This window comes from Nonlabens marinus S1-08 (assembly GCF_000831385.1).
GTDB lineage: Bacteria > Bacteroidota > Bacteroidia > Flavobacteriales > Flavobacteriaceae > Nonlabens > Nonlabens marinus.
Genome location: NZ_AP014548.1, coordinates 2,342,866 through 2,369,033, shown reverse-complemented (window position 1 = coordinate 2,369,033; position 26,168 = coordinate 2,342,866). Strand labels below are relative to the sequence as shown.

Annotated in this window: 25 protein-coding genes; 20 read left to right on the top strand and 5 right to left on the bottom strand. The window is 39.5% G+C overall.

Features of this window, described 5'->3' with window-relative positions; all coding sequences use genetic code 11:
• Positions 1-237: 237 nt before the first annotated feature.
• Positions 238-1,296, bottom strand: a complete 1,059-nt coding sequence (locus NMS_RS10860; RefSeq protein WP_041496759.1) for a WD40/YVTN/BNR-like repeat-containing protein — start codon at positions 1,294-1,296, stop codon at positions 238-240.
• Positions 1,297-1,427: 131 nt separating this feature from the next.
• Here NMS_RS10860 and NMS_RS10855 point away from each other — a divergent pair, with 131 nt between their 5' ends.
• The 3 genes from NMS_RS10855 to NMS_RS10845 all read left to right on the top strand — a co-directional run bounded on the left by NMS_RS10855 (position 1,428) and on the right by NMS_RS10845 (position 5,420).
• Complete coding sequence (locus NMS_RS10855; RefSeq protein WP_041496758.1) at positions 1,428-2,642, top strand: RsmB/NOP family class I SAM-dependent RNA methyltransferase; 1,215 nt, start codon at positions 1,428-1,430, stop codon at positions 2,640-2,642.
• Positions 2,643-2,653: 11 nt separating this feature from the next.
• Positions 2,654-4,657: an endonuclease gene (locus tag NMS_RS10850; RefSeq protein ID WP_041496756.1), complete on the top strand. Its 2,004-nt coding sequence runs from the start codon at positions 2,654-2,656 to the stop codon at positions 4,655-4,657.
• Positions 4,658-4,748: 91 nt separating this feature from the next.
• Positions 4,749-5,420 carry a tetratricopeptide repeat protein gene (locus NMS_RS10845; protein ID WP_041496755.1) on the top strand — a complete coding sequence of 224 codons (672 nt, stop codon included), beginning with the start codon at positions 4,749-4,751 and terminating at the stop codon, positions 5,418-5,420.
• 127 nt (positions 5,421-5,547) lie between these two features.
• Here the strand turns inward: NMS_RS10845 and ccsA are convergent, their stop codons facing one another.
• Entirely contained in the window at positions 5,548-8,931 is a 3,384-nt protein-coding gene (gene ccsA / locus NMS_RS10840) for a cytochrome c biogenesis protein CcsA (RefSeq protein WP_041496754.1), read from the bottom strand.
• A gap of 87 nt (positions 8,932-9,018) precedes the next feature.
• On the opposite strand from ccsA, the gene NMS_RS10835 reads away from it, so the two are divergent.
• Genes NMS_RS10835 through NMS_RS10810 form a run of 6 tightly spaced genes read left to right on the top strand, consistent with a single transcriptional unit; the run spans position 9,019 to position 12,399 of the window.
• A complete protein-coding gene (locus tag NMS_RS10835; protein WP_041496753.1) occupies positions 9,019-9,774 on the top strand; it encodes a Rossmann-like and DUF2520 domain-containing protein in 756 nt (251 codons plus the stop codon).
• Entirely contained in the window at positions 9,758-10,291 is a 534-nt protein-coding gene (locus NMS_RS10830) for a KdsC family phosphatase (RefSeq protein ID WP_041496751.1), read from the top strand. The genes NMS_RS10835 and NMS_RS10830 overlap by 17 nt, the downstream gene beginning before the upstream one ends.
• Positions 10,288-11,196 carry a geranylgeranylglycerol-phosphate geranylgeranyltransferase gene (locus NMS_RS10825; RefSeq protein ID WP_041496749.1) on the top strand — a complete coding sequence of 303 codons (909 nt, stop codon included), beginning with the start codon at positions 10,288-10,290 and terminating at the stop codon, positions 11,194-11,196. Before NMS_RS10830 ends, NMS_RS10825 begins: the two co-directional genes overlap by 4 nt.
• A complete protein-coding gene (locus NMS_RS10820; RefSeq protein ID WP_041496748.1) occupies positions 11,196-11,789 on the top strand; it encodes a Maf family nucleotide pyrophosphatase in 594 nt (197 codons plus the stop codon). Before NMS_RS10825 ends, NMS_RS10820 begins: the two co-directional genes overlap by 1 nt.
• Positions 11,786-12,181 carry a hypothetical protein gene (locus tag NMS_RS10815; protein WP_041496747.1) on the top strand — a complete coding sequence of 132 codons (396 nt, stop codon included), beginning with the start codon at positions 11,786-11,788 and terminating at the stop codon, positions 12,179-12,181. Before NMS_RS10820 ends, NMS_RS10815 begins: the two co-directional genes overlap by 4 nt.
• The gene (locus tag NMS_RS10810; protein WP_041496746.1) at positions 12,178-12,399 is read left to right on the top strand and encodes a hypothetical protein; all 222 of its coding nucleotides are present in this window, start codon (positions 12,178-12,180) and stop codon (positions 12,397-12,399) included. Before NMS_RS10815 ends, NMS_RS10810 begins: the two co-directional genes overlap by 4 nt.
• An 85-nt stretch (positions 12,400-12,484) precedes the next feature.
• Here the strand turns inward: NMS_RS10810 and NMS_RS10805 are convergent, their stop codons facing one another.
• Entirely contained in the window at positions 12,485-12,904 is a 420-nt protein-coding gene (locus NMS_RS10805) for a nucleoside-diphosphate kinase (protein ID WP_041496745.1), read from the bottom strand.
• A 148-nt stretch (positions 12,905-13,052) separates the two neighbouring features.
• Here NMS_RS10805 and NMS_RS10800 point away from each other — a divergent pair, with 148 nt between their 5' ends.
• The 7 genes from NMS_RS10800 to NMS_RS10770 all read left to right on the top strand — a co-directional run bounded on the left by NMS_RS10800 (position 13,053) and on the right by NMS_RS10770 (position 20,155).
• Positions 13,053-14,078, top strand: a complete 1,026-nt coding sequence (locus NMS_RS10800; RefSeq protein ID WP_041496744.1) for a DHH family phosphoesterase — start codon at positions 13,053-13,055, stop codon at positions 14,076-14,078.
• Positions 14,047-14,610, top strand: coding sequence for a gliding motility-associated peptidyl-prolyl isomerase GldI (gldI, locus tag NMS_RS10795; protein ID WP_041496742.1), 564 nt, complete (start codon positions 14,047-14,049; stop codon positions 14,608-14,610). Before NMS_RS10800 ends, gldI begins: the two co-directional genes overlap by 32 nt.
• Before the next feature lie 71 nt (positions 14,611-14,681).
• Positions 14,682-15,821 (top strand): peptidylprolyl isomerase, encoded by a 1,140-nt coding sequence (locus NMS_RS10790; RefSeq protein WP_041496741.1) that lies wholly within the window; start codon positions 14,682-14,684, stop codon positions 15,819-15,821.
• An 85-nt stretch (positions 15,822-15,906) separates the two neighbouring features.
• A complete protein-coding gene (locus NMS_RS10785; protein ID WP_041496740.1) occupies positions 15,907-16,308 on the top strand; it encodes a Rid family detoxifying hydrolase in 402 nt (133 codons plus the stop codon).
• On the top strand, positions 16,301-17,179 hold the full coding sequence (locus tag NMS_RS10780) for a nucleoside phosphorylase (RefSeq protein ID WP_041496739.1): 879 nt from the start codon (positions 16,301-16,303) through the stop codon (positions 17,177-17,179). Before NMS_RS10785 ends, NMS_RS10780 begins: the two co-directional genes overlap by 8 nt.
• Positions 17,180-17,225: 46 nt before the next feature.
• Positions 17,226-19,280, top strand: coding sequence for a polyphosphate kinase 1 (gene ppk1 / locus NMS_RS10775; protein WP_041496737.1), 2,055 nt, complete (start codon positions 17,226-17,228; stop codon positions 19,278-19,280).
• A 2-nt stretch (positions 19,281-19,282) separates the two neighbouring features.
• On the top strand, positions 19,283-20,155 hold the full coding sequence (locus NMS_RS10770; protein WP_041496736.1) for a substrate-binding domain-containing protein: 873 nt from the start codon (positions 19,283-19,285) through the stop codon (positions 20,153-20,155).
• On the opposite strand, the gene ung is transcribed toward NMS_RS10770, so the two are convergent.
• Positions 20,156-20,821 (bottom strand): uracil-DNA glycosylase, encoded by a 666-nt coding sequence (gene ung, locus NMS_RS10765; RefSeq protein ID WP_041496735.1) that lies wholly within the window; start codon positions 20,819-20,821, stop codon positions 20,156-20,158.
• A 152-nt stretch (positions 20,822-20,973) separates the two neighbouring features.
• Between ung and NMS_RS10760 the strand changes: the two genes are divergently transcribed.
• The 4 genes from NMS_RS10760 (at position 20,974) to NMS_RS10745 (ending at position 25,266) form a co-directional block, all read left to right on the top strand.
• Complete coding sequence (locus tag NMS_RS10760; RefSeq protein ID WP_041497674.1) at positions 20,974-23,139, top strand: endonuclease MutS2; 2,166 nt, start codon at positions 20,974-20,976, stop codon at positions 23,137-23,139.
• Positions 23,139-23,540 (top strand): thiol-disulfide oxidoreductase DCC family protein, encoded by a 402-nt coding sequence (locus NMS_RS10755; protein WP_041496734.1) that lies wholly within the window; start codon positions 23,139-23,141, stop codon positions 23,538-23,540. Before NMS_RS10760 ends, NMS_RS10755 begins: the two co-directional genes overlap by 1 nt.
• A gap of 66 nt (positions 23,541-23,606) precedes the next feature.
• The gene (locus tag NMS_RS10750) at positions 23,607-24,692 is read left to right on the top strand and encodes an OmpA family protein (protein ID WP_148311381.1); all 1,086 of its coding nucleotides are present in this window, start codon (positions 23,607-23,609) and stop codon (positions 24,690-24,692) included.
• Positions 24,693-24,696: 4 nt separating this feature from the next.
• Positions 24,697-25,266 carry a hypothetical protein gene (locus NMS_RS10745; RefSeq protein ID WP_041496731.1) on the top strand — a complete coding sequence of 190 codons (570 nt, stop codon included), beginning with the start codon at positions 24,697-24,699 and terminating at the stop codon, positions 25,264-25,266.
• Between the two features lie 81 nt (positions 25,267-25,347).
• Here the strand turns inward: NMS_RS10745 and NMS_RS10740 are convergent, their stop codons facing one another.
• Positions 25,348-26,160, bottom strand: a complete 813-nt coding sequence (locus tag NMS_RS10740) for a prohibitin family protein (RefSeq protein WP_041496729.1) — start codon at positions 26,158-26,160, stop codon at positions 25,348-25,350.
• Positions 26,161-26,168 lie beyond the last annotated feature (8 nt).

Here is a 26,168-nt window from a genome sequence, read left to right as displayed (position 1 = left end):
CATAAAAAAAGAGAGGACTCCTCCTCTCTTTTAGCTAGCGATCTCCACCGCTATATTTTAATAAACAACAAATTGTAAAATCAGTGCTTATTTACTTAAACCGATATAAATGTAGTATGTCGAATGGACTTCAAAGCATTTCATCGCTTAAAATATGAGTTTTAACACAAGACTCAATATATATGTTTGTTTTTCAGTTTGTTATATATCACTAATCAGTGTCGTTTATCGATTAATTTATTTACGTATCAACCGAAAACTACTGATCAAATTATTTCCGGCAAGTACACCTTCATCCATTTGAGAAAATGCAGCAGTATAAAATCCTGATTCACTTAACTGAATCCAGTTTTCTCCTTGATCACTGCTCCACCATATCCCAGGTGTTCCCACGGCAAGAAGTTCTTGTCCTTGTGTTCCAGGTACAAAACTAATATCACTAGAATAACCGGGACCTACTCCATCGGCCAGCAGGCTCCATGTTTTACCACCATCCCTTGTTATCGCTTTATTAGATGTATTAATTTCTTTGGCATTCCAATCTCCGCCCATGATAACACCTAGATTCTCATCATAAAAATCAACAGCATAGATTCCTGTCATCGCTCCACCTTGTGAAATAGGAGACTCCATGACTTGCCAACTTTTGCCTTTATCAGCACTATGCCACACACGGGCGGCAGCACCGCCAGTAACGATCCAAATGTGATTGCCATTAATTGCTATATTGGAATTGCTCGCAGCAAAAGCAGCTTCTCCTTCTATCATATTTGGCAATGCTTCACACGGTACTTTATCCCAGTTATTCCCTCCATCTTTTGTCATTAAAATGGTAAAACAACCATCTTGAGGATCACCCATTGCTATACCTTCATTATCATTCCAAAATTTCAAACTATCATAAAAAACCGTTTCTCCTACTTCTTTATATACAAGAGCTAGGGAGTCATTTTCATGAGAAATTCTATAGATCAATCCAGGATTCCCAGCAGTAAGAATAAAAGTAAAATTATCAGTGACGGCAATAGAACGGAACTCCAGCGACTCATTTCCTTCATAAATCACTCGGCCTTTAGTTAGTTGCTTTGAACTATCGATGATGGATCCATAACTTCCTTTGTTTCCGGCAAACCAAAAGGTGTTTCCTGAAAATTCTAATGCTCTTACACTTAAAGAATCATTGGAAATCTCTAGAAGCTCAATCCCAGTCACAGGAGATATATCCTCTTTTAATTCCGATTCTGGTTTGCATGAGTTGAGTACTAGTAGTAACGCAAGTAAAAGTCTGTAATGCATGGTTGTATTTATTAGTAATAAAGTTGAGAAAAATTACGCTTTCGCGAAAGCGGGACTTCCCCAGCAACCGCATTACAAAAAACAACCTTTTTGTAACATTCTACCCCATAAGATAACTGTATTTTTGCAGCATGAGATTTCATCATAATTTACTACAAGGAACTGTCGATGCATTGCATCAGATTTTCAACGAAGGCAAATATGCCGACCAAGCTATTCAAAAAATCCTTAAAAGAGATACGCGCTGGGGCTCCAGAGACCGCGGTTTCATTGCGGAAACTACCTATGACATTGTGCGTTACAAGCGATTGTACGCTGCCATTGCAAATGTAAAAGAGCCATTTAATCCGGCAGATTTGTGGCGTTTGACGGCGGTATGGATTGTTCTTAAAGGACATGATGTACCTGCCTGGGAAGAATACTATAACACTCCCGTACGCCGTATCAAAGGAAAATTTGATGAACTGTCTTCAGATTTGAAATACCGGGAATCCATTCCAGACTGGCTTGATGACTTAGGTAGAAAAGAACTGGGAGAAGAGTTGTGGGCTAAAGAAATGTCTGCTTTGAACAAACAAGCTGATGTGGTATTGCGTGCCAACACACTACAAACAGATGTCAAAACCCTTCAAGAAAAACTTCTAGCGGAAGAAATTCAAACAACTACAGATGAGCGTTTCCCAGACGCATTGATTCTCAATGAACGGGCTAATGTTTTTCAAACCGACCTTTTCCAAAATGGCCTTTTTGAAGTTCAAGATGCTGGATCACAGACTATCGCTCCTTATTTACAAGTAGAATCAGGCATGCGTGCAATGGATGCTTGTGCCGGTGCCGGTGGAAAATCCTTGCACCTTGCAGCTTTAATGGAAAATAAGGGTCAAGTAATAGCAACCGATATTTATAAAGGAAAACTACACGAATTGAAGCGTCGAGCCCGTCGTGCTGGAGCCCATAATATTGAAACACGCTTGATTGACTCTACTAAAGTCATTAAAAAGCTGGACAGCAAGATTGATAGATTACTTATTGATGCACCATGTAGCGGTTTAGGAGTACTGCGACGCAACCCAGATGCGAAATGGAAATTACAGCCAGAATTTCTTGACGAGATCAGAGCAACTCAACAAGAGATCCTCCAATCCTATAGTCGTGTGGTAAAACCTGAAGGTTTGATGGTATATGCGACATGTTCCATTTTACCCTCAGAAAATGAATTGCAAGTAGAAAAATTTCTAGCTTCTGAAGCAGGATCAAACTTTGAATTATTGGATTCACAATCTCTTTTAGCGCACCGTGATGGGTTTGACGGATTTTACATGGCGCGCCTGCTCAGAAAGAATTAATTCATCGGCTTATGAGAACTATAACCTTATTCATTTTTTTGCTTTCCCTTTTTGGAGCAGCCCAAGCACCAGCTGGTTATTATAGCAATGCTGATGGAAAAACGGGTTACGAGCTAAAAACGGCCTTAAAGCAAATTATTACCGATGGGTACAATGGGCAAAGTTATAGTGCATTAATCGGCCTCTACCAGACTTCAGATAATGACGAGTTTTACGATAGTAGTCAAGCATCCACTATTTTAGATATTTATTCAGAAAATCCAGATGGAGCAGATCCCTACAACTATTCTTTCAGTGAAAATTGTGGAAATGTTGGTCCTGAAGGAACTTGTTATAATAGAGAGCACTTATTCCCTCAAGGAAGATTTAATTCTCAAGAGCCTATGCGCAGCGATGCGCACCATGTGGTTCCAACAGACGGGCAAGTCAATGGGCAGCGAGGTAGTTTTCCTTTTGGAGAGGTAGATAATCCTACATACACATCACAGAATGGTAGCAAAAAGGGACCGTCAGTTACTCCCGGATTTTCAGGAACGGTATTCGAGCCTATAGATGAGTTTAAAGGTGACATAGCTCGCAGCCTGCTTTATTTTTCCACTCGATATGAGGATAATTTTAACGACAGTTCTTGGGACAGTCCAGATGGGCAAAATGACCCTAGAAATGGAACACCAGACCAATGGTATGAAGACTGGTACATCAATTTACTACTCAAATGGCATGCGCAAGATCCCGTAGGAGATCGAGAGATTGATCGCAACAACGAAGTTTATAAACATCAAAACAATCGCAATCCTTATATAGATAACCCAGAATACGTGCAAATGATTTGGGGTAACGGTGCAGAAGAAGTTGCTATACGAGGTGAATTAACAGGAACATATGTTGATACGAACGGCGACAACATGGTAAACTTAGGTGATGAGATAGAATATTTTTACTCAGTAACTAATATTGGAACGGTAACCTTATATAACATCAACATTGCTGGAGATAAAGGTAGTTTTGACAGTTCTGGACAATTAGATAATCTTACACCTGGAACTACAAGTACCAATCCATTTGGAATTTTAAGATACGACCTTACGCAAGCAGATTTAGACAGTAGTTGTAAATGTGTCACCAACCAAACGGAGTTTAACGCAAATACAGATCCTACCAATACAGGTTCTATAGTGAGTGGAATTAGTGATGATCCCAATGATATTGCCAATGTCGATACAGACAATGATGGTCAGCCTGATGACGTCACGGTAACTAATCTTCCTTTCCAAGGCACGGGATTGAACGCTGACGAATTGTTCATTTCAGAATATGTAGAGGGAACCAGCTTCAATAAAGCAATAGAAATTGCCAACTTTACGGGCAGTCCCGTAGATTTATCAGCATACAGCCTTCAAAAAGATGGTAATGGTAGCGGTAACTGGCAAAATAACACACCACTCTCTGGTACCCTTGCAACTGGACAAGTTTTTGTCATAGCTAACTCGCAAGCAGATCAGGCGCTACAGGATAAATCAGATGTTCTTGCAGGCAATGGTGCCGCATTAGATTACAATGGTAATGATCCCGTTGGCCTTTTCAAAAATGGAACATTAATCGATATTGTAGGAACATTTGGGGCAGGATCTAATGTAGTTTTTGGAGAGAACAAAACACTTGTCAGAAAACCTGAGATTGCAAATCCTAACGTCAACTTCAACCTTACGGCAGAATGGAATTCGTTTCCAGTAAATACGTTTTCAGATGTTGGCCGTCATACGTATGGAAACACTGCAGGAGAACAAGATGAACTTTTAGCTTCTGTTTCAATTTATCCTAATCCATCAACAGGTGTGTTCTATGTCAAAGGTTTACAAGAGTCAGTTCAAGTTATTGTTTATGATGTAGCAGGTAGGAAATTAGTGCAGAAAGGTCTAGATCATAATCAATTCTTCCTAGATAAATCTGGGATTTATTTCGTAAAAATTCAATCAAGAACTATAGGCAGAGTATTTAAACTCATTGTAGAATAACTTCATTTTTATTCTAGTCCTGAATAATGGATACAGATTATTTAGGACTAGACATGGACTTATTATTAGTATCCTTGTACAAATCTTTCCAATGAGAATATTCATACTATTACCGCTACTAATCTTCTTTGTCCTAGTTGAGGGTAATGCACAAAAAGCACAGATAGACCAGTTGATGCTAGAAGGAAATCAAGCGTTCCAGCAAGCTGATTTTCAAACAGCGAAATCAAAATTTAAGGCAATAGTTGAAAAAGAGCCGTTGAATAAGACGGCTTTGTTTAATCTGGGAGCATTAGAGCTCAATTTAGGAAATCAGAATGGCGGGTGTACATGGTTACAAAAAGCATATTCCGCTGGTGATAGTGGTTCTTTTGAATTGATCAAAACATATTGCAACGGCGTAATTGAATCAGAAGCCATGTTTTCAACAGATGTGGATGAAATGCCAAAATTTAAATACAAAGGACAGTGGGAAGAATTTAGAATTGGTAATAAAATTAACCCGAAGTATACCAAATTATTTCAATATGCATTTAGGAGTTATGACGAATTAAAGCCCGTGCGAGGCGTTATCATGGTATTTCAAGACGTAGACAATAGTGGAAACATTCATATACAGACAGATGATCAACAACTTACCTTAAAACAAATCGAAATACTCCAAGAGATATTTGAAACGACAACCTCTTACAAACCCGCTACATATAAAGGGATTAATAGAACGCTGAAAGATCGCGGAATCCTAGTTCCATTATCCTTTTAATTCCTTCTGCAACCTTTTAAAGGTGGCGATTGGCAGATACCTTAATGTATATCAAATAATAATATACATAGATCTTTTACTGTAGATAAAGGCATGGTTGATTAAATCGCTTTCGCGAAAGCGAAATTTACTTCATCCTCTTCTTCCCATAAACTTTCTTCTCTCTCCAGCGCGCCACTGCAGCTAATGCGCCAATAACTGCGAGCGAGATGACTACCGCTTGATAGGAGAATATTTGATCTCCACTTGCATAACTGTGCAATCCAGATAAGTAGAAGTTCACCCCAAAGTAAGTCATCATCACACTGTAAAATGCCAGTACCGACCACAAGTTAAAGGTCCATCGACCTTTCAAGCCTGGAACTAGTCTCAAGTGTAATACAAAGGCATAAACAAATATGGTGATGAGTGCCCAGGTTTCCTTAGGATCCCAACCCCAGTAACGTCCCCAACTCTCATTAGCCCACATTGCGCCTAGAAAGTTTCCTATGGTCAACATGATCAATCCTACAGTCAAGGAAACTTCATTGATGTAAGTAAGCTCCTTAATGTTGAGATCCATCTTTTTCTTATTCTTTTCGGTTGAAAAGATCATGAGAATCATGGACACAATACCTAAAATCATTCCTAACGCAAACGGTCCATAGCTACCCACAATAACCGCCACGTGAATCATCAACCAATAGGAGTCCAATACAGGCTGTAAATTGGCTATCGATGGATCCAACCAGTTCAATTGCGCGACCCACAATATAATAGCCACCACAAAGGCAGTACTTGCAATCGTCATCTCACTTTTACGACCGAACATGAGACCAAATGCCATGGTTGCCCAGGCCACATATATAAGGGATTCATAAGCATCTGACCAGGGTGCATGACCACTCAAGTACCAGCGAACTCCCAGTGCTATTGTATGAACTAAGAAAATTCCAACTACCGCATATTTATGAAAGACGATGGCCCAGCGAATTTCTTTCATAGGGCGCACGATTTCTACCACGAGTAAGATCAACATTACGACTCCAAACCAAACGTACCATTTGTACAAGCCTTTAAAAACATCATATTTGTTGTAAAGGATTTCTGCTTCTATTTTCTCTAGGGATGGGATAATATCACCTCCATACGCTTTTTGGAATTCAAAAAGACTGTTCAATGCTGTATTGGCTCTCAGATAATCTCCAGTTTGATTCCCTTCATTGAGCAATGTGGTGTAAGCTGGTATAAAATCTCTTACAAAATTATAATCTCCCTCACGCTCAAAACCGGCATCTTCAAGCTCTGGCCTTGCAAACCACTTGTTATTTTCAGCATTCGGATTTGGGAAGATTTTTAGAATACTTCCAGTAATCACTTGGTCTAACAAACCAACACTAAAGTTGATATCGATAAATTCGTTTTGAATATTTGTTTTGACATCAGCACTATTTGCAGCATCTAGAAACGGGCTTAATTTATAACCACCAACTTCACCGTTCGGTTTTCTAAAGAAATCCATACCACTGGCGTAAGACCGAGAAGTATCTAGATCTAAAACATTCTTGATAGAATCGTTTTTACGATTCAGCTTAATTACCGGTACTTCAAACCATAATTGACCAAATTGCATCATGCTGATCAACGTCTGCTCTGGAGACAAACGAACTGTTGAGTCGCCCACTTTAGCCTCATAATAATCTCTTTCAGACATGCGTCTAAGGATTTCAGAAGCTAGGGTGCTCATAGGTTTCATACGACCATTGTCCTGCACCACTACTCTACCGAAACGATCTGCTTGCGCTTGCGGTACCATGTTAGCTACAATAATACTGTCTAAAACCCTTAGAGGTATTTCAGGAATAACTTGGGGAGTTATAGGTCCAGCCTCTGTGGTTTTCATCGCGTCGGCATCCATATTTGTGCTCACACCACCTTCCCGAACTTCCATGGAAGTATCGTTATCGTTTACCTCGTGATCATGACCAGTGTGATCTTCTTGCACCGCAGGCTGTACTGCGTGATTGTGACCCGTATGATCTACAATTGGTGTTTGAGCATAGGACAGAGAGGTTCCTAAACCAATTATTAAAATACTTATGTATTTAGACTTGCGCTTTTCTATACGATTGATCAATCGACGCAACTCACCAAAACGCGTATTCTTATCAAAAATTAGTGCCATCATCGCTATGTACAACAAAATGTAACCTGCATAAGAAAAGAGCTTACCCCAAAAATCATGGTTCACCGATAAATGCGTTCCTAATTCATCAGGATCAAAACCAGACTGGAAAAAACGATACCCGTCCTTGTCTAAGACGTTGTTCATATAAATACGCTCTTGAGTCATAGTGCTGTCTGCATCATTCACTACCACTTTACTTTCAAAGGCGGAATATCCTTTTTCAGTTCCAGGGTATTTGGTAGCAATAAAATCTTCTAGAGTAATGGAAAATGGAAGTTCTTTAGAAATACTACCATACTTAATATAAAATTTCATCCCATTAAGCTCTACATCAGAGTAATCGCTCTCTATTCCTTTACCGCCTCGCATTTCTATGCGTTTCTCTTCATCGCCGCTGCGTACCGTTCCTATCAATCCATAGGCTTTAGCAGCCGTAGGCTCTGAACTAGCTACAATACCCACTTCACCTTGTTGAATTGGTTCTGGGATTACAAATTGCATTCCTGCCATGTTGTATAAAGAACGCAATTGCAACGGTTGGAGACTATCCGCATAGACATCTCCTTTTTGTTGGTCTGCCATTCTGAAATAATCGCCGGCAAAGGGAGTTTGAATAGAATAGCCATTCCAGTTTTCGATAATATTGATCATCCCTTTTTCTTGGGCTTCTTCAGGATCTTTGTTGACTGCAAACAAAACACCATGAATACTGGCTTCCTCACCGTCTTTAATTAAATGATCGTGACGATTACCGCCAGCTGTTTCAACGATCTTCAAATATTTACCGCCAGTATCATTTAGCTTCAAACCTTCCACGGCATCATAAATCAAGGTGTCGATAGTAAAACTGATTTCCTGATCGTAGTAATCAAAAGTCTCTGTATGGTCATAATCATACTGAGTGATCAATACTTTTTCTTTAACCTCTCGCTGCATTGGGTTCCCATCAGGATCATTCCCTTGGATTAATACGCTATAGTAGGTTTCATCGCTTAAAAACGTGTTCTCTGTTTGCCCTTCTCGAATTAACATCATCCCTTCATAGGAAATGTACCTAGTAATTCCAGCACCAATGATGATAAGGATCCAGGATAAGTGCATGGTCAAGGTTGCCCATTTTTTCCATTGCCAAAGTTGATATCTTTTGATGTTCCCAATAAAATTGAGCATTAACCAAAACATGAGTAGTGAAAACCACCAGGTATTGTACACCCACAGCTTTGAAGTAGGCGTGTCGTAAGAGTTTTCAATAAATGTTCCAACCGCCATACTAATGGCAAACGTGAGTAATAAAACGGACATGGTACGGGTGGAGAAAAGTAGTGCTTGAATCCTGTCTTTCATAGGTCAAATTAACAGGCTGCAAAGATACCGCACAAATGCGGCACAGCCATAGTTTGTGAGTCGGTTGTTAGGGTGTATTTTTACGCTATGATCAAGGTATTTTTTATCGGTACAGGTAATTTAGGAACACAGTTGTGTCAAGCGATGGAAAAATCTCACAGCGATAACGTGCAAGTTGTGGGCTATAGCAATGATAGTAACCGTAAGATAAATGACATCAAAGCCCCATTATTTGTGGGATCAATTCCTTTATGTGATTTGGTCGTATTAGCGGTTCCTGATGATAAAATACAACTAGTTTCCGATGGTTTATCAAAATCACAAGCCACTGTAGTACACACCAGTGGAAGTGTTGATGTAAACTTATTGTCGAGGTTTGACGATTACGGCGTTTTTTACATTCCTCAAACTTTTAGTAAAGGTCGATCTATAGATTTAAGCGAGGTTACCTTTTGTCTTGAAGCCAGCAACGACTCTACTATGGAGCAACTTGAGCTTGTGGCGAGCACGCTTTCGCGAAAGCGGAAAAAAGTCAACTCTGCCCAGCGTCGACAGTTGCATCTTGCGGCTGTGTATATGAACAATTTCGTCAATCATTGTTATCATAAAGCCGCGGAATTACTAGAGCAATCGGCTATGGATACTGACTTGTTAGAACCGTTGATGATCGAAACCTTGAAAAAAGCACAAGAGTTAGGACCTAAAAACGCACAAACTGGACCCGCTATGCGTGGAGATCAAAACACGATAAATAAGCACATAGCACTATTAATAGACAGCGATCGCGAGATGTACCGCGCGATTACTCATTCAATTAAAAATTCTCATGGAAAAAAATTATAAAGAACTACTACGCCAAATCAAAGCCTTTATTTTTGATGTCGATGGTGTCTTAACAGATGGACGTTTGCTGATCTCAGAAAGCGGCGAGCTACTGCGTACTATGAATGCTAAAGACGGTTACGCTCTAAAAACGGCGCTCAATCAAGGTTATTTAGTTTGCATCATCACCGGTGGAAAAAACGACGGTGTAAAATCACGTTTAGAAGGTTTAGGCATCACTGATGTTTTTTTAAACGCACATGATAAAATGGTTCAACTCACTGAATACATGACCAGACACGACTTAAAACCAGAGCAAATCCTATACATGGGTGATGATATGCCTGATGTTCCCGCCTTGGAATTTGCAGGATTAGCCGCTTGCCCTCAAGACGCTATTCCTGAAGTGAAAAGGGTTTGTGACTACATCTCCCATCGCAATGGTGGCGATGCTTGCGTGCGTGATGTGATAGAACAAGTTTTAAAAGTGCAAAGCCGTTGGAATGTGGTGTCTGGAACTAATGCAGCTAGCAGTTGATCTATTTGAGACTCATACGCTGGCCTAATGTGCTATTGACAATCATCACTCAGGTTGTGATTGTCTATTGGTATTTTCCATCGACTGCTGCTGTTAAAGGACTAGAAACATGGCAAGAAATTCTCCTGATACTTGCCACCGCACTATTAACTGCCAGTGGGAATGTCATCAATGATATCTATGATGTTGCTACTGATGTCATTAACAAACCAGACCAAGTCATTGTTGGGAAATCAATTACTGAAAAACGAGCATTCACTATTTACATCTTCCTTACTAGTACAGCCATCGCTTGCGGTTTCATACTGGCAAACAGCATTCAAAAACCATCGCTGGCAGGGCTGTTTATAGGTGTTGCTTTTTTATTGTACACCTATGCCACGACACTGAAAAGTATTTTGATTGTAGGCAACATTGTGATCTCATTTCTAGTAGGGTCAGTTGTTCTGATAACAGCATTGTTCGAATTGTTTCCTGCTGTTACAGCTTTAAATCGCGCTACTCAACTGAGCGCATTGCAACATTTAGCTGTCTTTGCCTTATTTGCATTTCTCGTCAATTTACTGCGGGAATGGATTAAGGATTGTCAAGACGTCAAGGGTGACCACGCTAGCGGCAGGTCAAGTTTACCTATAGTTTTAGGCAATAAAAGAGCCGTTCAGTTCATGGCGATTTATACCTTGGTGTGTGTTGTTATTCTTGGATACTTGGCCACATTTGAGTTGTATAAAGATCAACGAAGTCTTTATTATATTTTGTTTTTAATCGTGGCTCCACTCCTATTTGTAGGTTTACGACTCTTCACTGCTAGCACTTTGAAGGAATTTAAGGTACTCTCATTAGTTTGTAAATTGGTCTTGCTTTTTGGTGTATTGGGTATGGGAATTATAAAATTTGAGGTTTAATGTTGCAAGAAAAATTACAACAGGTAGAAATTATTTTGGCGTCGCAATCACCACGACGTCAGGAGCTCTTAAAAGGGCTGGATATTGATTTTCGCATCGAGACCAGACCAGTAGATGAGGTTTATGATGATTACCTTCAGGGAGGACAAATCACAGAGTTTCTTTCTACGCTCAAGGCGAAAGCATTTAGCGATGACATCCAGGAAAACCAATTGATCATTACTAGCGACACTATCGTATGGTTAGAGGGCAAAGCACTAGGCAAACCGAAGAATGCCCAAGAGGCTAAAAACATGCTTCACTCCATGAGCAATAAGAGACATGAAGTCTTCACCTCAGTAAGCTTTACATCTTCAAAATTACAAGAAACCATTACGGACTGTACTGAAGTTTACTTTAAAGAAATTTCTGAGGCTGAAATCAACTATTACGTAGAAACCTACAAGCCATTTGATAGAGCTGGTGCTTATGGTATCCAAGACTGGATAGGATATACGGGCATTGATAAATTAGAAGGTTGTTATTATAATGTAATGGGATTGCCGTTGCCCAAAGTTTATGAATGGCTCAAAACAAATTCACATCGATTATGAATAAAGTAATATTGATTTCGCTATTGGCTTTCATCACCATAAGCTGTAAGCAAAACAAAAAAGATGACCTGGTTGAAGTGCTAGATTGTTCTAGTGTAAAAACTGGAACTTTCAAGTATGCTAATGAAGCTTATGGAGAGTGGATCATAACCCGTACAGACAGTACGAGCATTGAAACCAGTCCCAGTACTGAAATGAAAATATACAGCACCGTCAACTGGATATCTGATTGTGAGTATGAATTACACATTGAAGACGTGGATAAAAACGACAATATGAATGTGGTAAATGAAACACTGCGCGTGGTAATAACTGATGTGACCGACTATGGGTATAAGTGCATTTCCTACACAAACGATGGTCCAGAAGAGTTTGAAATGATCCGTATATGAATAAAGTCACCAAAGGTCTACTAGCTGGAAGCATTGCAGCAACTATTCTGTCTTTTTTGTTTTATAGCTCTGATATTAATTTTCAATATGAATATTTCAATGGGACAAACTTTCTTAAAATTTTCTTACAACTCTTAGCTCCATTAATTGCGATGGCTATTTATTATTGGTGGCGAAGCAGGTATAAATTAAAGGATTTTCAGGATAAAGAAGATTGAATAAACCAACAGGAGCGAAAGTGAACTAAAGCAAAAAACCCATCTCAATTAAGAGATAGGTTTTTCAATATGTGACGAATAAGTTCTAAAACATTTCGCGTCCAGCAAAGTGGAATGCTGCTTCAACAGCTGCATTTTCATCGCTATCACTACCGTGAACAGCGTTTTCACCTACACTTTTAGCAAAAAGTTTTCTAAGCGTTCCATCAGCAGCTTCAGCTGGGTTGGTTGCTCCTATCAACGTACGGAAATCTGCAACGGCGTTATCTTTTTCAAGAACTGCTGCTACAATTGGGCCGCGAGACATGAATTCTACTAGCTCACCATAGAATGGACGTTCGCTGTGTACTGCGTAAAATTCTTGCGCATCAGCTACCGTCATTTGAGTAAGTTTCAAAGCTGCGATCTTAAAACCGCTACTTGTAATTTTTTCCAATATTGCACCGATGTGTCCATCCTCGACAGCATCAGGCTTGATCATTGTAAATGTTCTATTTGTTGCCATTTCTCTTTTTTAAAATTGCGCTGCAAAAGTAATGCTTTAAATCAGGCTTCCCGCAAGGGCTAGCGCGTTTTTTCAGTACATAATAGATCAAGGTTAAATAAGGAACCCCCTATTTGTATATAGAGTATTAATCTTATTTTTGTCCCCTATGCAAAAAGAACAGTACGAAAGCTTGAAAGCAGTGCTTTCCTCCCCTAAAAACATTGTGATAGTTCCACATAAAAGTCCTGATGGTGATGCCGTTGGATCCATTACAGCCCTTTATGGATACCTGACTAAAACGGGACACTCTGCCACCATGATATCGCCTAATGATTTCCCTACATTCTTAAAATGGATGGAACACAGCGATCAAATTCTCAATTACGAGATGACAAGAGATCAATCAGATGATCTTATCGCAGACGCAGACCTTATATTTATTCTTGACCATAATGCCTTTCACCGTGCAGGAGATCTAGAAACTCCGCTTTCTAAAGCAAAGGCAACATTTATCATGATTGATCACCACCAGCAACCCGATGATTTTGCTAATTATATGTACAGTGATACGGGAATGAGTAGCACCTGCGAGATGGTATATCATTTTCTAGAGAATTTAGACGCTGTAAATACTATTGATGCTGCAATGGCTTCTAGTTTATACACGGGTATCCTGACAGACACAGGTAGTTTTAAATACCGCTCTACCACTTCTACTACACTGCGTGTTGCGGCAAATCTAGTGGATTTAGGGGCAGATAGCGAGCACATTAATAGAAGGATATATGATGTCAATACGCCTACTCGTATGAAACTTCTAGGTGTGGCCCTGAATAATATGGTTATTTTAGAGAACTATAGAACTGCCTTTATCACGCTCACTCAAAAAGAACTGGACGACAACAATTTCCAAAAAGGAGATACAGAAGGTTTTGTAAACTATGCGTTAAGTCTAGATGGTATTGTGTTTGCACAGATCTTTATCGAAAAAGCAGATGAAAGCATCATCAAGACTTCCTTGCGGTCTAAAGGCGACTTTGACGTGAACCAATTGGCTCGGGAACACTGGAATGGCGGTGGACACAAGAATGCGGCTGGTGGTCGATCAGAGGCATCTATGCAAGAAACAGTGGATAAATTAATTAGTATATTGCCGCACTATGAAGCAGATCTGCAACGCACTAAAATCTAGTCTCCCTGTCGCCCTTTTGGTGATCATGGCTAGCAGTTGTAAAAATCAAATAGAAGTACGGGAGCCTAAAAGCAGGAAATCAAGCACTACTACTGATTTTTCCATTGAACTCAATAAAGAGCGTAATGCAGCAGAGGAAGCTTATATCGAGAGTGTAATCGCTCAGGATTCTATTGAGTTTACTAGGTCTCCTAATGGTTTCTATTACCGGTTTATCGTTCAAGATAGTATCGCTGGAGACCGTCCAGAATTTGGTGACCGGGTGACTTTTGAGTACGATTTGCGCAATCTAGAAGGTGAAACTATTTATTCTAAAGAAGAACTTTCTCCTGTGACTAAGAGTTTAGAACAAGAGTACGGTGTTTTTAAAGGCTTGCGAGAAGGATTAAAATTGATGCAAGAGAACGACGAGGTGTTATTTTACTTCCCTTCCTATACTGCCTATGGATTTTACGGTGATAACAAGCGTATTGGGATAAATACTCCACTAATAAGCCGCGTCAAATTACTGAAAATAGAAAGTACCAAATAAGATAATTTTAAATTCGCTTTCGCGAAAGCGAACTTACCATAACACGTTTAACTATAATTAAAAATAAAAAAATGAAGAAAATTAACGGCTTACTTATCGCACTAGCCATTATACTCACAGCATCTTCTTGTAAAGAAGAGTATCCAGATGCCAAAGACGGGATCTATGCTGAAATCGTTACTACTCACGGTACCATGTTTGCCGAGTTATATTATGAAGCAACTCCAGCAACTGTTGCAAACTTTGTCGCATTAGCTGAAGGAACTCACCCAGAGGTAAACGACTCCTTAAAAGGAAAGCCGTTTTATGACGGATTGATTTTTCACCGTGTGATCGATGGTTTTATGATTCAAGGAGGTGATTTTACAGGAACAGGTTCTGGCCAATTAGGATATCAATTTGATCAGGAAATTGTTGACACGTTGAAGCATGATGCTAAAGGTGTTCTTTCCATGGCTAACGCTGGCCCTAACACAAATGGAAGTCAGTTTTTTATAATGGATGAGCCTAACCCAAACCTGGACGGCGGTTATAATGTATTTGGAAAGGTAATCGAAGGTCTTGCAGTGGTAGACTCCATCGCTACAGTAGAAACTGGACCGGCAGATCGACCAGTAGATAGTGTGGTAATGAAAAAGGTACGTATCATTCGTAAAGGAAAGGAAGCTAAAAAGTGGGACGCTCCTGAAGTTTTTAAAGAACAACAGAAAATTGCAGAGGAACGTCGTGTGAATGAAGAAAAACTAGCGGAAGAGCGTCGTGAAGCAGCACCAGCGATAAGAGAAGCTAAAGCAGCTGAGCTAGCCGCTTTAAAAGAGAAAGCACGCAAGCTACCTAGTGGCGTAAGCATCTATATGGTCAAGAAAGGAAGTGGTGAAAAACCAGCTATAGGAACAAATGTGCTATTAGATTACAGCGGTTACCTAGAAAACGGTACTTTATTTGACAGCAGTGATCTTGAAACGGCATTATTGTTTGACGCGGTGAATCCTAACAAGCAGCGTGCTAACGCTTACAGAAGCATGCCTGTTGAATACAGCCCTGAAGTAGGAATGATTCCTGGATTTAGAGAAGCATTACTAAGTATGGAATACGGTGATCAAATTGTTGCCTTCATTCCATCTGAATTGGCTTATGGAGCAAACGGCGGTGGTCCTATCCCACCCAACTCTAATTTGATCTTTGAAATGAAAATGGCTGAGAGAGAATAGCCTCAATTGCTAAATCTATTCTAAAACGTGCTGCCTTGCAGCACGTTTTTTTATTCCCTCACATCTTTTAAGGTATCTTTATCTTATGAAGAAAATTATCTACACAAAATCGGCGCCCAGCCCAATTGGACCTTATAATCAGGCGATATTATGGACTTCTGGCAGCCAACGAACTTTATACACCAGTGGTCAAATCGCCATCAATCCAGAAACAGGAGAGCTAGACATAGAAGACCTTGAAAAAGAAACTCATCTAGTAATGAAAAACCTAGAGGAGGTTTTGAAAGCCGCTGATATGGATTTTAGTAGTGTTGTTAAAACCAGTATTTTCCTGAGCGACATGAACAACTTTGGGACCGTCAATAAAATTTACGGCAGTTATTTTAATGAAGAAGATGCTCCAGCAAGGGAAACTGTAGAAGTGGCTAACCTACCTAAGTTTGTCAATGTAGAAATTTCAGCAATAGCAATAGCAATAGATGGATAAACACGTATTTTCAGATTCAGAATTAATACTCAATAATGATGGCAGTATTTACCATCTCAACTTACGACCAGACCAGTTAGCTCATACAATTATCACGGTGGGTGATCCTGAAAGGGTTCAAGAGGTTTCTAAATACTTTGATCATATCGAGTTCAGAACAGGCAAACGAGAATTTCATACGCACACAGGAACTTATAAGGGTAAACGCATCAGCGTCATATCCACTGGAATCGGAACGGATAATATTGATATCGTTTTCAATGAATTAGATGCGTTAGTCAATATTGATTTTAAGACTAGAAAAATCAAGTCAGAGTTGATTTCGCTAGACATTATACGAGTAGGGACTACTGGAGCGGTACAACCTAATATCCCAGTAGATTCTTTCTTATTATCACAGCGAGGGATAGGATTTGATAGTTTACTACACTGGTATGACAATGATCTAGCAGACAAAACCTTTGCAGATGCGCTGGTTAAAGAATTGAAGCTATCTGATGACATGGCAACACCTTATATCGTTCAATGCAACAAAGAATTGTCCAAGCATTTTCAAACGTTCGAAATGCTAAATGGTACTACCATAACTAATGTTGGCTTTTACGGACCTCAAAGCAGACGGTTGCGATTAGCCCCATCTAATAAAGAACTCAAAAATTTGATTGCCAACTTCAATTATGAAGGCCATCAGATTACCAATTTAGAAATGGAAACCTCTGGAATATATGCTATGGCTAATTTGTTAGGGCACAGAGCGGTTTCTTTAAATGCTGTTTTGGCAAATCGAGCGACTGGCAATTTTTCTGAGCAGCCAGAGAAGACGGTAGATGAATTGATTCAATTTACCTTAGAGCGCATTGCCGCCATTTAAATAGCGGACTGACTATTGAACTAAAAGAACAAATCAACAGAAACAATTGGAACCCATAAAAGAATACCCATACCAGCATAGAGACATCAATTGGCTGAGTTTTAATGATCGAGTCTTGCAAGAAGCAGCTGATCAAAGCAACCCTTTGTATGAACGACTCAAGTTTATCGCCATTTTCTCTTCTAATCTGGACGAATATTTTAGGGTTCGAGTATCGCAATTGCGACAATTAAAAAGGGTTGACAAAAATTTGCGTAAAAAACTGGCTTTAAGACCTTCTAAATTTGTCAAGCAACTTCTCAAAAAAGTGGGAGAACAACAGCACCAGCTAGGGGACATATTTTTTGATCAGATTGTACCAGAATTAGCCGCAAACCACATTCACTTATTGACCGCCTCAAAATTGAAATCTGATTTTTCTAAAGAGGTAGCAGAATACTTTAAAAAGAATCTAAAAAATAAATTAGACTCTCAATATGTGGAAGCCAGTAAGTCCAGTGATATATTTTTAAAAAATCAAAGCCTCTATTTCCTAGTCACTTTTAAAAATGAAAATCGTTACGGCGTCGTTGAAATACCCTCAACAGAGCAGGATCGATTTATATCCTTAGGTCAAAAAGATGAAGAACACTACCTCTGCTTTCTTGACGATATTATCAAGCTCCAATTGAAAAACATTTTTCCAGATGAAGAGGTTGTCGATAGTTACTCTATCAAACTGTCACGAGATGCAGAGCTGTATTTAGATCAAGATTTAGAAGGTGAATTGGCTGACAAAATATATGAATCTTTGCAGCAGCGCACTGATGGTCAACCTACCCGGTTCCTGTATGATGAGCGTATCCCAAAAGAGGTTATTAAAAACATTAGAAAAAGCCTAGGACTTGGAAAAATTGACATGGTCTCAGGGGGTACCTATCATAATTTCCACGATTTTTTCGGTTTTCCAGATCCTACAGATAATGAAGAGCTACATGCTCCAGATCTAAGGACTATAGAGCACAAGGCCTTGCACGGTAAAGATTATTTTGATGTGATTAAGCAAAAAGATCAGCTGGTTCATTTTCCATTCATGTCTTTTGATTACGTACAGCGGTTTATAGATCAGTCAGCGCTTGATCCTAAAGTGGAACATATAAAAATAAGTCTCTATCGTGTAGCAGATGAAAGTGCCTTGACTGATTCACTGCTAACTGCCTTGGAAAATGGTAAAAAAGTCACCGTTTTTGTAGAGGCTAAAGCCCGTTTTGATGAAGAAAATAACATCAAGTGGGGGCGTATTTTTGAAGAACATGGTGCTACCGTCATTTACAGTTATCCTAAAATTAAGGTACATAGTAAGGTACTGCTCGTTCTAAGAAAAGAGAATGGAAAGTTAAGAAGATACGCCTACATAGGTACTGGCAACTTTAATGCTAAAACCTCTAAAATTTACTGTGATCACGGACTGTTTACCGCACATAAAGGGATTACCAAGGATCTCTTGCGTGTTTTTCAAGTCTTGGAAGGCGATTTGATCATTCCTAGAGCTAAACATTTACTTATCTCCCCTTTTACTACCAGACGCACATTTGAAGAGTTGATACGAAGGGAGATTGACAGTGCCCAAAGTGGAAAAACAGCTAAAATCACAGCCAAAATGAATCAGCTGGAGGATCAAGGTATGATCAACTTACTTTATAAAGCCAGTCAGGCCGGTGTAGAAATCCGATTGATTGTTAGAGGGTTTACTTGTCTAGTTCCAGGGTTAGAAGGAATCAGTGAGAACATTGAGATGACTTCCATAGTAGATCGTTTTCTAGAACATGGCCGTATTTACAAGTTCCATAATAATGGAGAGCCACTTATTTTCATGGGAAGTGCGGACTGGATGTCCCGTAATCTGGATCGTCGAATTGAGGTGCTTACCCCTATCTACGACAATGATGTGTACCTGGAGTTGGATCAAATATTGAAGATCCAATTGCAAGACAATATTAAAGCAAGAATGCATACACCAGAAGAAGACAACCCAATGGTGGATGAAGAGGCTAGCGACATTGTGCGCTCCCAACAGGAGATTTACAAGTACTTAAAAAAGAAACACAAGCATAACTCATAATCATGACAACCATTACCATAGGCGGCGTTCCTGAACACTTCAATCTTCCATGGCACTTAGCTCTAGAGGATAACGCTTTCGCGAAAGCGAACATCGACTTACAGTGGCAAGACATACCAGAAGGTACCGGTCGCATGTGCCAATCTTTAAGGGATGGAGAACTAGACGTAGCCTGTATTTTAACTGATGGGATTGTCAAGGATATAATTGCTGGAAATCCATCCAAAATCTTGCAGGTATATGTTGAATCCCCTTTATTATGGGGTGTCCATGCGCCTGCAAGTCTAATTGCAGAAGATACCGCACAGCTTATTGATCCAGTAATTGCCATTAGTCGCTATGGTAGTGGCTCTCATTTGATGAGCTACCTTCTCGCAAGAAGGCACGACTGGAACCCAAAAACTTTAAAGTTTGAGTTGGTAAATACGTTAGATGGTGCTGTAAAATCCCTAAGTGCTGGAGAAGCGCAATTGTTCCTATGGGAACGCTATATGACACAGCCTTATGTGGATCAAGGGATATTTAAAAGGCTAGAAACCATTGCTACTCCATGGCCTAGTTTTGTGATCGCTGCAACGGATAACTGTATTGCTGAGAAGGAAGAAGCATTGATTAAAATGATTCAAATAATAAACACCTACTCACTTGATTTCAAACACATTCCAAGTATCGACCGAACCATTGCTTCACATTACGATTTGCAGGTAGGAGATGTTCAACAATGGTTGCTACGAACTGAATTTACAGACCAACAACTGAAAGCAAAAACCGTTGCAAAAATTAACAAACAGTTTCAAGCGGTGGGAATTTCTAAAGAAGAAATCACGCTTGAAAAACTCATATACGACTTACCATTTCCAGACGAGGAGGAATAATTACCAATTGATCGGCTCCTTGCCTTTTTCCTGCAAGTATCGATTAGTCCTAGAGAAATGTTTATTTCCAAACCAATAGCCGCGATTAGCACTCAATGGTGAAGGATGGCCACTGGTCAATACAAAGTGTTTTTTCTCATCAATTAATTTTAATTTACCCTTGGCAAAGCCACCCCATAAAAGGAAAACCAATTGTTCGCGCTCATTAGACAAGGTCTTGATGACTTGATCAGTAAAGCGCTCCCAGCCTTTATTCTGGTGACTTCCAGCCTTTCCCTGTTCTACGGTGAGCACGGTATTCAGTAATAATACGCCTTGATCTGCCCAACTTTCTAGGTTTCCAGAATTAGGGTACTGATTATTAAGATCTTTTTGCTGTTCTTTAAAAATATTCATCAACGATGGTGGATGCGCTACCCCATCAGCAACTGAGAAGCATAAACCATTAGCTTGTCCAGGACCATGATAAGGATCTTGCCCTATAATGACCACTTTAACTTGCTCAAAGGGTGTACGATCAAATGCCGCAAATATCTTGCTACCCGGCGGGTAACAGGTGGTACGCTTATATTCCGCAGTGACGAATTCAATCAGTTGCTCAAAATACTCTTGGCTAAATTCTTCTCGCAATAGTTCTTTCCAACTCTCATCGATTTTTATGGGCATGCACTTGTTTTTTGTAAATTTAAATAAGTCTACTAGCAAACTCCAAGGTCAAAGCCATGAAGTAGTCCACAATAAAGAAAGAGGTTTAGGGCGTTAAAAAAGCGAAAATCCCACATAACAACTGCCACTACTACCCTATTTTTGTAATGCGCATGAGGAAAATTTCTAAAAAGACCTTGCAGGATATTGAGTTTGACAAGGTCATCAAACAAGCCACGGTTTATTGCAGTACTGAAGACGGTAAAGACCGTATGGCAAATGTGGTTCCCTATCCAGAAACCAGTGACATCAAAAATTCACTAGCGCAAACCCACGAGTATTTATCCTCTTATACCACTGAGTTTTCCATACCTAATCATGGATTTGACCCCATAGATCGGGAGTTACAGTTGCTAGGAATTGAGAACAGTATTTTAGAAAAAGAAAGCATTCGTAGGCTGGTAACCCTTCCTAGGTCAGTCAATGATCACATACGTTTTTTCAAAAAAACTGAAGAGCATTTCCCTAAGCTTGCCACTAGAACCAATGAAATCCCATTAAATACTGAGATTCCAGAGCGTGTAGATGCGGTGCTAGATCGGTTTGGAGAAATTAAGGATGATGCCTCACCTGTATTGAAAGATCTGCGTAGGGAAATGAACAGCGTTCGTGGGCAGCTCAATGGGAGCTTTGGAGCAGCCTTAACGCATTATCTTAAGTTAGAGTATCTCGATGAAATCCGAGAAAGTGTCGTAGAAAACCGTCGCGTCCTCGCCGTTCGTTCCATGCACCGCCGCAAGGTAAAGGGAAAGATCATGGGCAGTTCCAAGACCGGTAGCATCACTTATATAGAACCAGAGCGCGTGTTAACGCTTTCGCGAAAGCTGTCTGAACTCGAGATTGAAGAACACGAGGAAATACAGCGCATTCTCAAAGAGTTGACTGATTTTATGAGGTACTTTGAAGAGGATTTTGAAATCTATAGAGAGTATCTGTCGGCAACCGATGTAATTTCAGCCAAAGCCAAGTATGCTCGTAAGATTCATGGCGTGCTGCCTATGATTACTGAAAATCGAGAATTAGATCTAGTAGATGCCTATCACCCATTATTGTGGGTAGCAAATCAAGAGCGTGGGGAAAAAACATACCCACAAAGTATACAGTTGACGCCTAACAATCGCATTATCGTCATCTCAGGTCCTAATGCTGGAGGTAAATCGATTACTCTTAAGACAATTGGGTTACTGCAGGTTATGACCCAGGCAGGAATGCTCATTCCTGTTCATGAAAAAAGTAGGGTTTGTTTTTTTGATAATATACTTACAGACATAGGAGATAATCAAAGTATTGATAATCATCTAAGTACCTACAGTTATCGTTTAAAAAATATGCGCGGCTTTTTACGTAAAGCAGATGATAAAACTTTATTCCTTATTGATGAATTCGGTACAGGGTCTGATCCTGAATTGGGAGGTGCTTTAGCGGAGAGTATGCTGGAAGAAATGTATTCTCGCAAATCCTATGGAATTATAACAACGCACTACACAAACCTCAAAATGCTGGCCAACGAATTGCCAGAAATGACCAATGCTAATATGTTGTTTGATGCACGTTCCTTAGAACCTATATATCAGCTGCAATTAGGTGAAGCTGGGAGTTCATTCACATTTGAAGTGGCACAAAAAAATGGAATCCCCTACTCACTCATAAATAAGGCAAAGAAAAAGGTAGAGCGAGGTAAAATACGTTTTGACAAATCGATTGCTGCGTTGCAAAAGGAACGTTCTGATTTAAGGCGTAATAATGAATCATTGAGGACTAAAGAGGTTCAAGCCACTCAGAAGGCTAATAAACTTGAAGACACTCAAGATCGCGTACAGCAAAAATTGGAAGATTTTCAAGAGCTCTATGATAAAAATCAGCGGCAAATACAGCTTGGTAAAAAGTTTGATCAACTAGCTAAGGATTTTCATAACAATAAGAAGAAGCGACTTTTATTAGATGAGTTGATGAAAATGGTGATCACTGAAAATGTAAAAAGGCAACCGCTTGCTAAGAAAAAGGCAGAGGCCAAAAAAGCACAGGGAAAACAAAAGCAGGTAGAAAATGAAGTCATCCAAAAAGTGACTAAAATTCGAGAGCAACGCAAAGCCGTTCCTAAACAAGAAGTGGTGGTTGAAAAGCCGGTTCACGAGTTCAAAATTGACGAACGGGTGCGTTTAATCGACTCAAAATCTATTGGTACCATTGATTCTATTGAAAAAGGAAAAGCTACAGTTAATTATGGCATGTTTACTACCTTAGTAAGTCTAGAGCAATTAGAACCAGTCAAGAAATAATGGAAAAGAAAACAATCCTTTTTGATGGTGTATGTAACCTCTGCAATAAAGCAGTCACTTTCATTATTGATCATGATCCTAAAGATCAATTTAGATTTGCAGCGTTACAAAGCGATGTAGGCGTTAAATTATTAGATCAGCATGGAATTGATCCTCAGGAAATTGACAGCATTGTTTTACTAGAGAATGATGAAGTGCATATCAAAGCTAGTGCTGCCTTAAGGATCGCCAAAAACCTATCAGGTGCCTGGCCTTTACTTTATGCATTTGTGGTTTTACCTAAGTTTTTGACCAATTCCGTTTACGATTTTATCGCTCGCAATAGATACGATTGGTTTGGAAAAAAAGACAACTGTATGATTCCTACACCTGAATTGAAGTCAAAATTCCTTGACAACTAATAACTAATACTCAAGTTGTTGCCTTGATAAACACAACAACTAGTATATTTATCTAAATTACATAGAGTGAAAAGTTTTTTTGGTGGTTTATTGGTTTTTCTCATGTATGCTGTAGCATGCATTGCCATACTTGAGTTTGCAGTACCAAGTTTATCCACTGACTTGTTTGCTACAACCGACGAAAATCAAACTAACAATTCTTTAAAGGATTCCTTTCAAACGGATGATGTAGTCTTTGAAGATATCGAAGGCTCAGTTCTCGATGAGAAAGAAGATAGTTTATTGATTGAAAATGAACCAATGCTTTCAGATTCTACCATAGTAGGTTCAGAAACAGGTACAGATGTTTTTAATCCTGAACCTGTCGTTCAAACTTCTGATTATACAGCTCCTACTAAATTCAACATTATATTACCTAATGGTCGTTCATTAATCGAATGTAACGAGTTCGCCACGGTCTATAAGGGGTTAGAGAAAGTGAAAATACCTTTTGCATGTAGAGAGTATGGTCTTTCAATTAAGAAATATCTAGAGGAAAACTTAGGAACTACCTTACAAATTACAGGGTTTGCTGATCCTTCAGAATCCGCCTCTATTGGAAAATTTAGAGCAGAATATGTAAAGCGTTTGTTGAGTACTACTGGGATTGTCGCAGATAGAATGATAACTACTGGTGCCATTAAAAATCTTAATATAGAAAAGGGATACGTTGACGGCGGCATTCATATGGAAATAAAAGGGAATGCTACCAATGCCTCTGCAGGCTTTGCTACTCCAGGAAGCCCTAGCGTTAAGACACCGGTAAATAAAGAAACCAACAGTGGCTCTAATACTGTATTGGCCAGTAAAAAGTTCACAACTGGCTTTCAGGGCAGCTACTTTTATGGTGATCAAAAATTCACCGCTTATACCTCTGAAATCAAGAAAGTATTGGATCAAAATCCAGGAAGCAAAGTGTACGCTTATAGTTATACCACTACAGATGGTGATAATGAGGAGAATTTTGCGATATCACGTGATAATGCCAGTACTGTGAGAAAGTTATTGATACAATCGGGAATTACAGCTAATAAAATTCAGTCTGTAGCGCGAGGCGGTAAAAAATCAGGAACATCTGGTGCGAACCGTTCTATTATCCTAATCGTGAAATAAAATCATGGAAGATTTCAATTTACACCTGCCTTATTATGCGATTATTGCGGCGATGCTGCTTGGGGCTTTTTTAATAGGCTATTTTTTTGGAGGCCGCTCGCAGAAAACTATCGTGGTAAAGACAGAACAGGTCAAAGTTCCTTTATCACCTAATGCCCAAACGGAGGATCAGAAATCCGAACCGAAGGCAAGCAAGGCACAAGAACGAATAGATATTGATGAACTATCTAGACCAGGACCTGTACGCGCCATGAAAACCAGAGAGCGTTCTGGATCTTTAAGTAGCGATGCAAAAACCACCATTATTGAAGAGAAGTTGGATTTTTCAACTCTCGGCCGTGGAGATCGACACAACAAAGATGATTTTCAGAAAATTGTGGGTATTGGACCTTTCGTTGAAGAAAAATTGAATGAAATCGGTATTTATAATTACAGCCAGTTATCTAACATGACTGATCAAGATATGCTAGGAATTACACAACTGATTGATTTCTTTCCTGGAAGAATTCATAGGGACGATTGGAAAGGACAAGCCGCTGCCTTACTCATAGAAAAAAAGAAAGAAAAGAACTAAGTGCTGGCTTTAATGGCACTTCAAATTATAAAAAAATCCGCGTGATCACATCACGCGGATTTTTAGTAAGTGACATATCGACTATTGATTGCCTAAGATGATGGGCAATCCACTGTCACCTGATCCTACCACGACTACTTTAGAATTAGGAGATTCTGCTAGTCTTAAGGTAGCTTCAATACCTTTTTCCGTAAGGATCTTGTCGGTTAGCGATGCGCTTAAGATTTTATTAGCAACAGCCTTACCTTCTGCATCAATCTTTTGACGTTCTGCTTCTTTAGTTGCTTTAGCAAGGCGGAATTCGTACTCTAATGACTCTTGTTCCTGACGCAGTTTACGCTCAATTGCTTCTTTAATTTTAGTCGGTAAAGTGACGTCTTCTACAAGCACGCGATTAACCTGCACATATTGAGTTTTCAATTCTTTACGCACTTCGTCTAATATCTCTGCTTGAATTACATCACGCTTACTGGAATACAGTTGCTCTGGTGTGTATCTTCCTACCACACTACGTGCTGCAGCACTAATTGCTGGTGCAAGGATTTCGCTTTCATAGTTGCGCCCTTTCTCCTTATGTAAAAAAGGCAGTTTGTCATATTCTGGTTGGTACCATACGGTTCCATCCACTGAAACTTCAAGACCATTGACTGAAAGTACTCTCATTTTATCACTGATAGATAACTGTCTAACAGGATAAATGATCATGTCATTCCATGGAGCAATGATATGAAATCCCTCACCATAGGTGTTTTCAGTATCAATACCATCACTGAACGGTCTAAACAGAACTCCAGCTTGCCCTGCTTCTACCACCACAGAACTTTTAATAATGACTATAATAAATAAAATAACTCCTACGATCGCAAAAATCGCAGCTCTAGATAATCTTTCCATAATTGTTT

Excerpts from the sequence above, each read along its gene's own strand:
- NMS_RS10860 (WP_041496759.1), bottom strand. The coding sequence starts at position 1,296 with ATGCATTACAGACTTTTACTTGCGTTACTACTAGTACTCAACTCATGC.
- NMS_RS10855 (WP_041496758.1), top strand. The coding sequence starts at position 1,428 with ATGAGATTTCATCATAATTTACTACAAGGAACTGTCGATGCATTGCAT.
- NMS_RS10850 (WP_041496756.1), top strand. The coding sequence starts at position 2,654 with ATGAGAACTATAACCTTATTCATTTTTTTGCTTTCCCTTTTTGGAGCA.
- NMS_RS10845 (WP_041496755.1), top strand. The coding sequence starts at position 4,749 with ATGAGAATATTCATACTATTACCGCTACTAATCTTCTTTGTCCTAGTT.
- ccsA (WP_041496754.1), bottom strand. The coding sequence starts at position 8,931 with ATGAAAGACAGGATTCAAGCACTACTTTTCTCCACCCGTACCATGTCC.
- NMS_RS10835 (WP_041496753.1), top strand. The coding sequence starts at position 9,019 with ATGATCAAGGTATTTTTTATCGGTACAGGTAATTTAGGAACACAGTTG.
- NMS_RS10830 (WP_041496751.1), top strand. The coding sequence starts at position 9,758 with ATGGAAAAAAATTATAAAGAACTACTACGCCAAATCAAAGCCTTTATT.
- NMS_RS10820 (WP_041496748.1), top strand. The coding sequence starts at position 11,196 with ATGTTGCAAGAAAAATTACAACAGGTAGAAATTATTTTGGCGTCGCAA.
- NMS_RS10815 (WP_041496747.1), top strand. The coding sequence starts at position 11,786 with ATGAATAAAGTAATATTGATTTCGCTATTGGCTTTCATCACCATAAGC.
- NMS_RS10810 (WP_041496746.1), top strand. The coding sequence starts at position 12,178 with ATGAATAAAGTCACCAAAGGTCTACTAGCTGGAAGCATTGCAGCAACT.
- NMS_RS10805 (WP_041496745.1), bottom strand. The coding sequence starts at position 12,904 with ATGGCAACAAATAGAACATTTACAATGATCAAGCCTGATGCTGTCGAG.
- NMS_RS10800 (WP_041496744.1), top strand. The coding sequence starts at position 13,053 with ATGCAAAAAGAACAGTACGAAAGCTTGAAAGCAGTGCTTTCCTCCCCT.
- gldI (WP_041496742.1), top strand. The coding sequence starts at position 14,047 with ATGAAGCAGATCTGCAACGCACTAAAATCTAGTCTCCCTGTCGCCCTT.
- NMS_RS10790 (WP_041496741.1), top strand. The coding sequence starts at position 14,682 with ATGAAGAAAATTAACGGCTTACTTATCGCACTAGCCATTATACTCACA.
- NMS_RS10785 (WP_041496740.1), top strand. The coding sequence starts at position 15,907 with ATGAAGAAAATTATCTACACAAAATCGGCGCCCAGCCCAATTGGACCT.
- NMS_RS10780 (WP_041496739.1), top strand. The coding sequence starts at position 16,301 with ATGGATAAACACGTATTTTCAGATTCAGAATTAATACTCAATAATGAT.
- NMS_RS10770 (WP_041496736.1), top strand. The coding sequence starts at position 19,283 with ATGACAACCATTACCATAGGCGGCGTTCCTGAACACTTCAATCTTCCA.
- ung (WP_041496735.1), bottom strand. The coding sequence starts at position 20,821 with ATGCCCATAAAAATCGATGAGAGTTGGAAAGAACTATTGCGAGAAGAA.
- NMS_RS10760 (WP_041497674.1), top strand. The coding sequence starts at position 20,974 with ATGAGGAAAATTTCTAAAAAGACCTTGCAGGATATTGAGTTTGACAAG.
- NMS_RS10755 (WP_041496734.1), top strand. The coding sequence starts at position 23,139 with ATGGAAAAGAAAACAATCCTTTTTGATGGTGTATGTAACCTCTGCAAT.
- NMS_RS10745 (WP_041496731.1), top strand. The coding sequence starts at position 24,697 with ATGGAAGATTTCAATTTACACCTGCCTTATTATGCGATTATTGCGGCG.
- NMS_RS10740 (WP_041496729.1), bottom strand. The coding sequence starts at position 26,160 with ATGGAAAGATTATCTAGAGCTGCGATTTTTGCGATCGTAGGAGTTATT.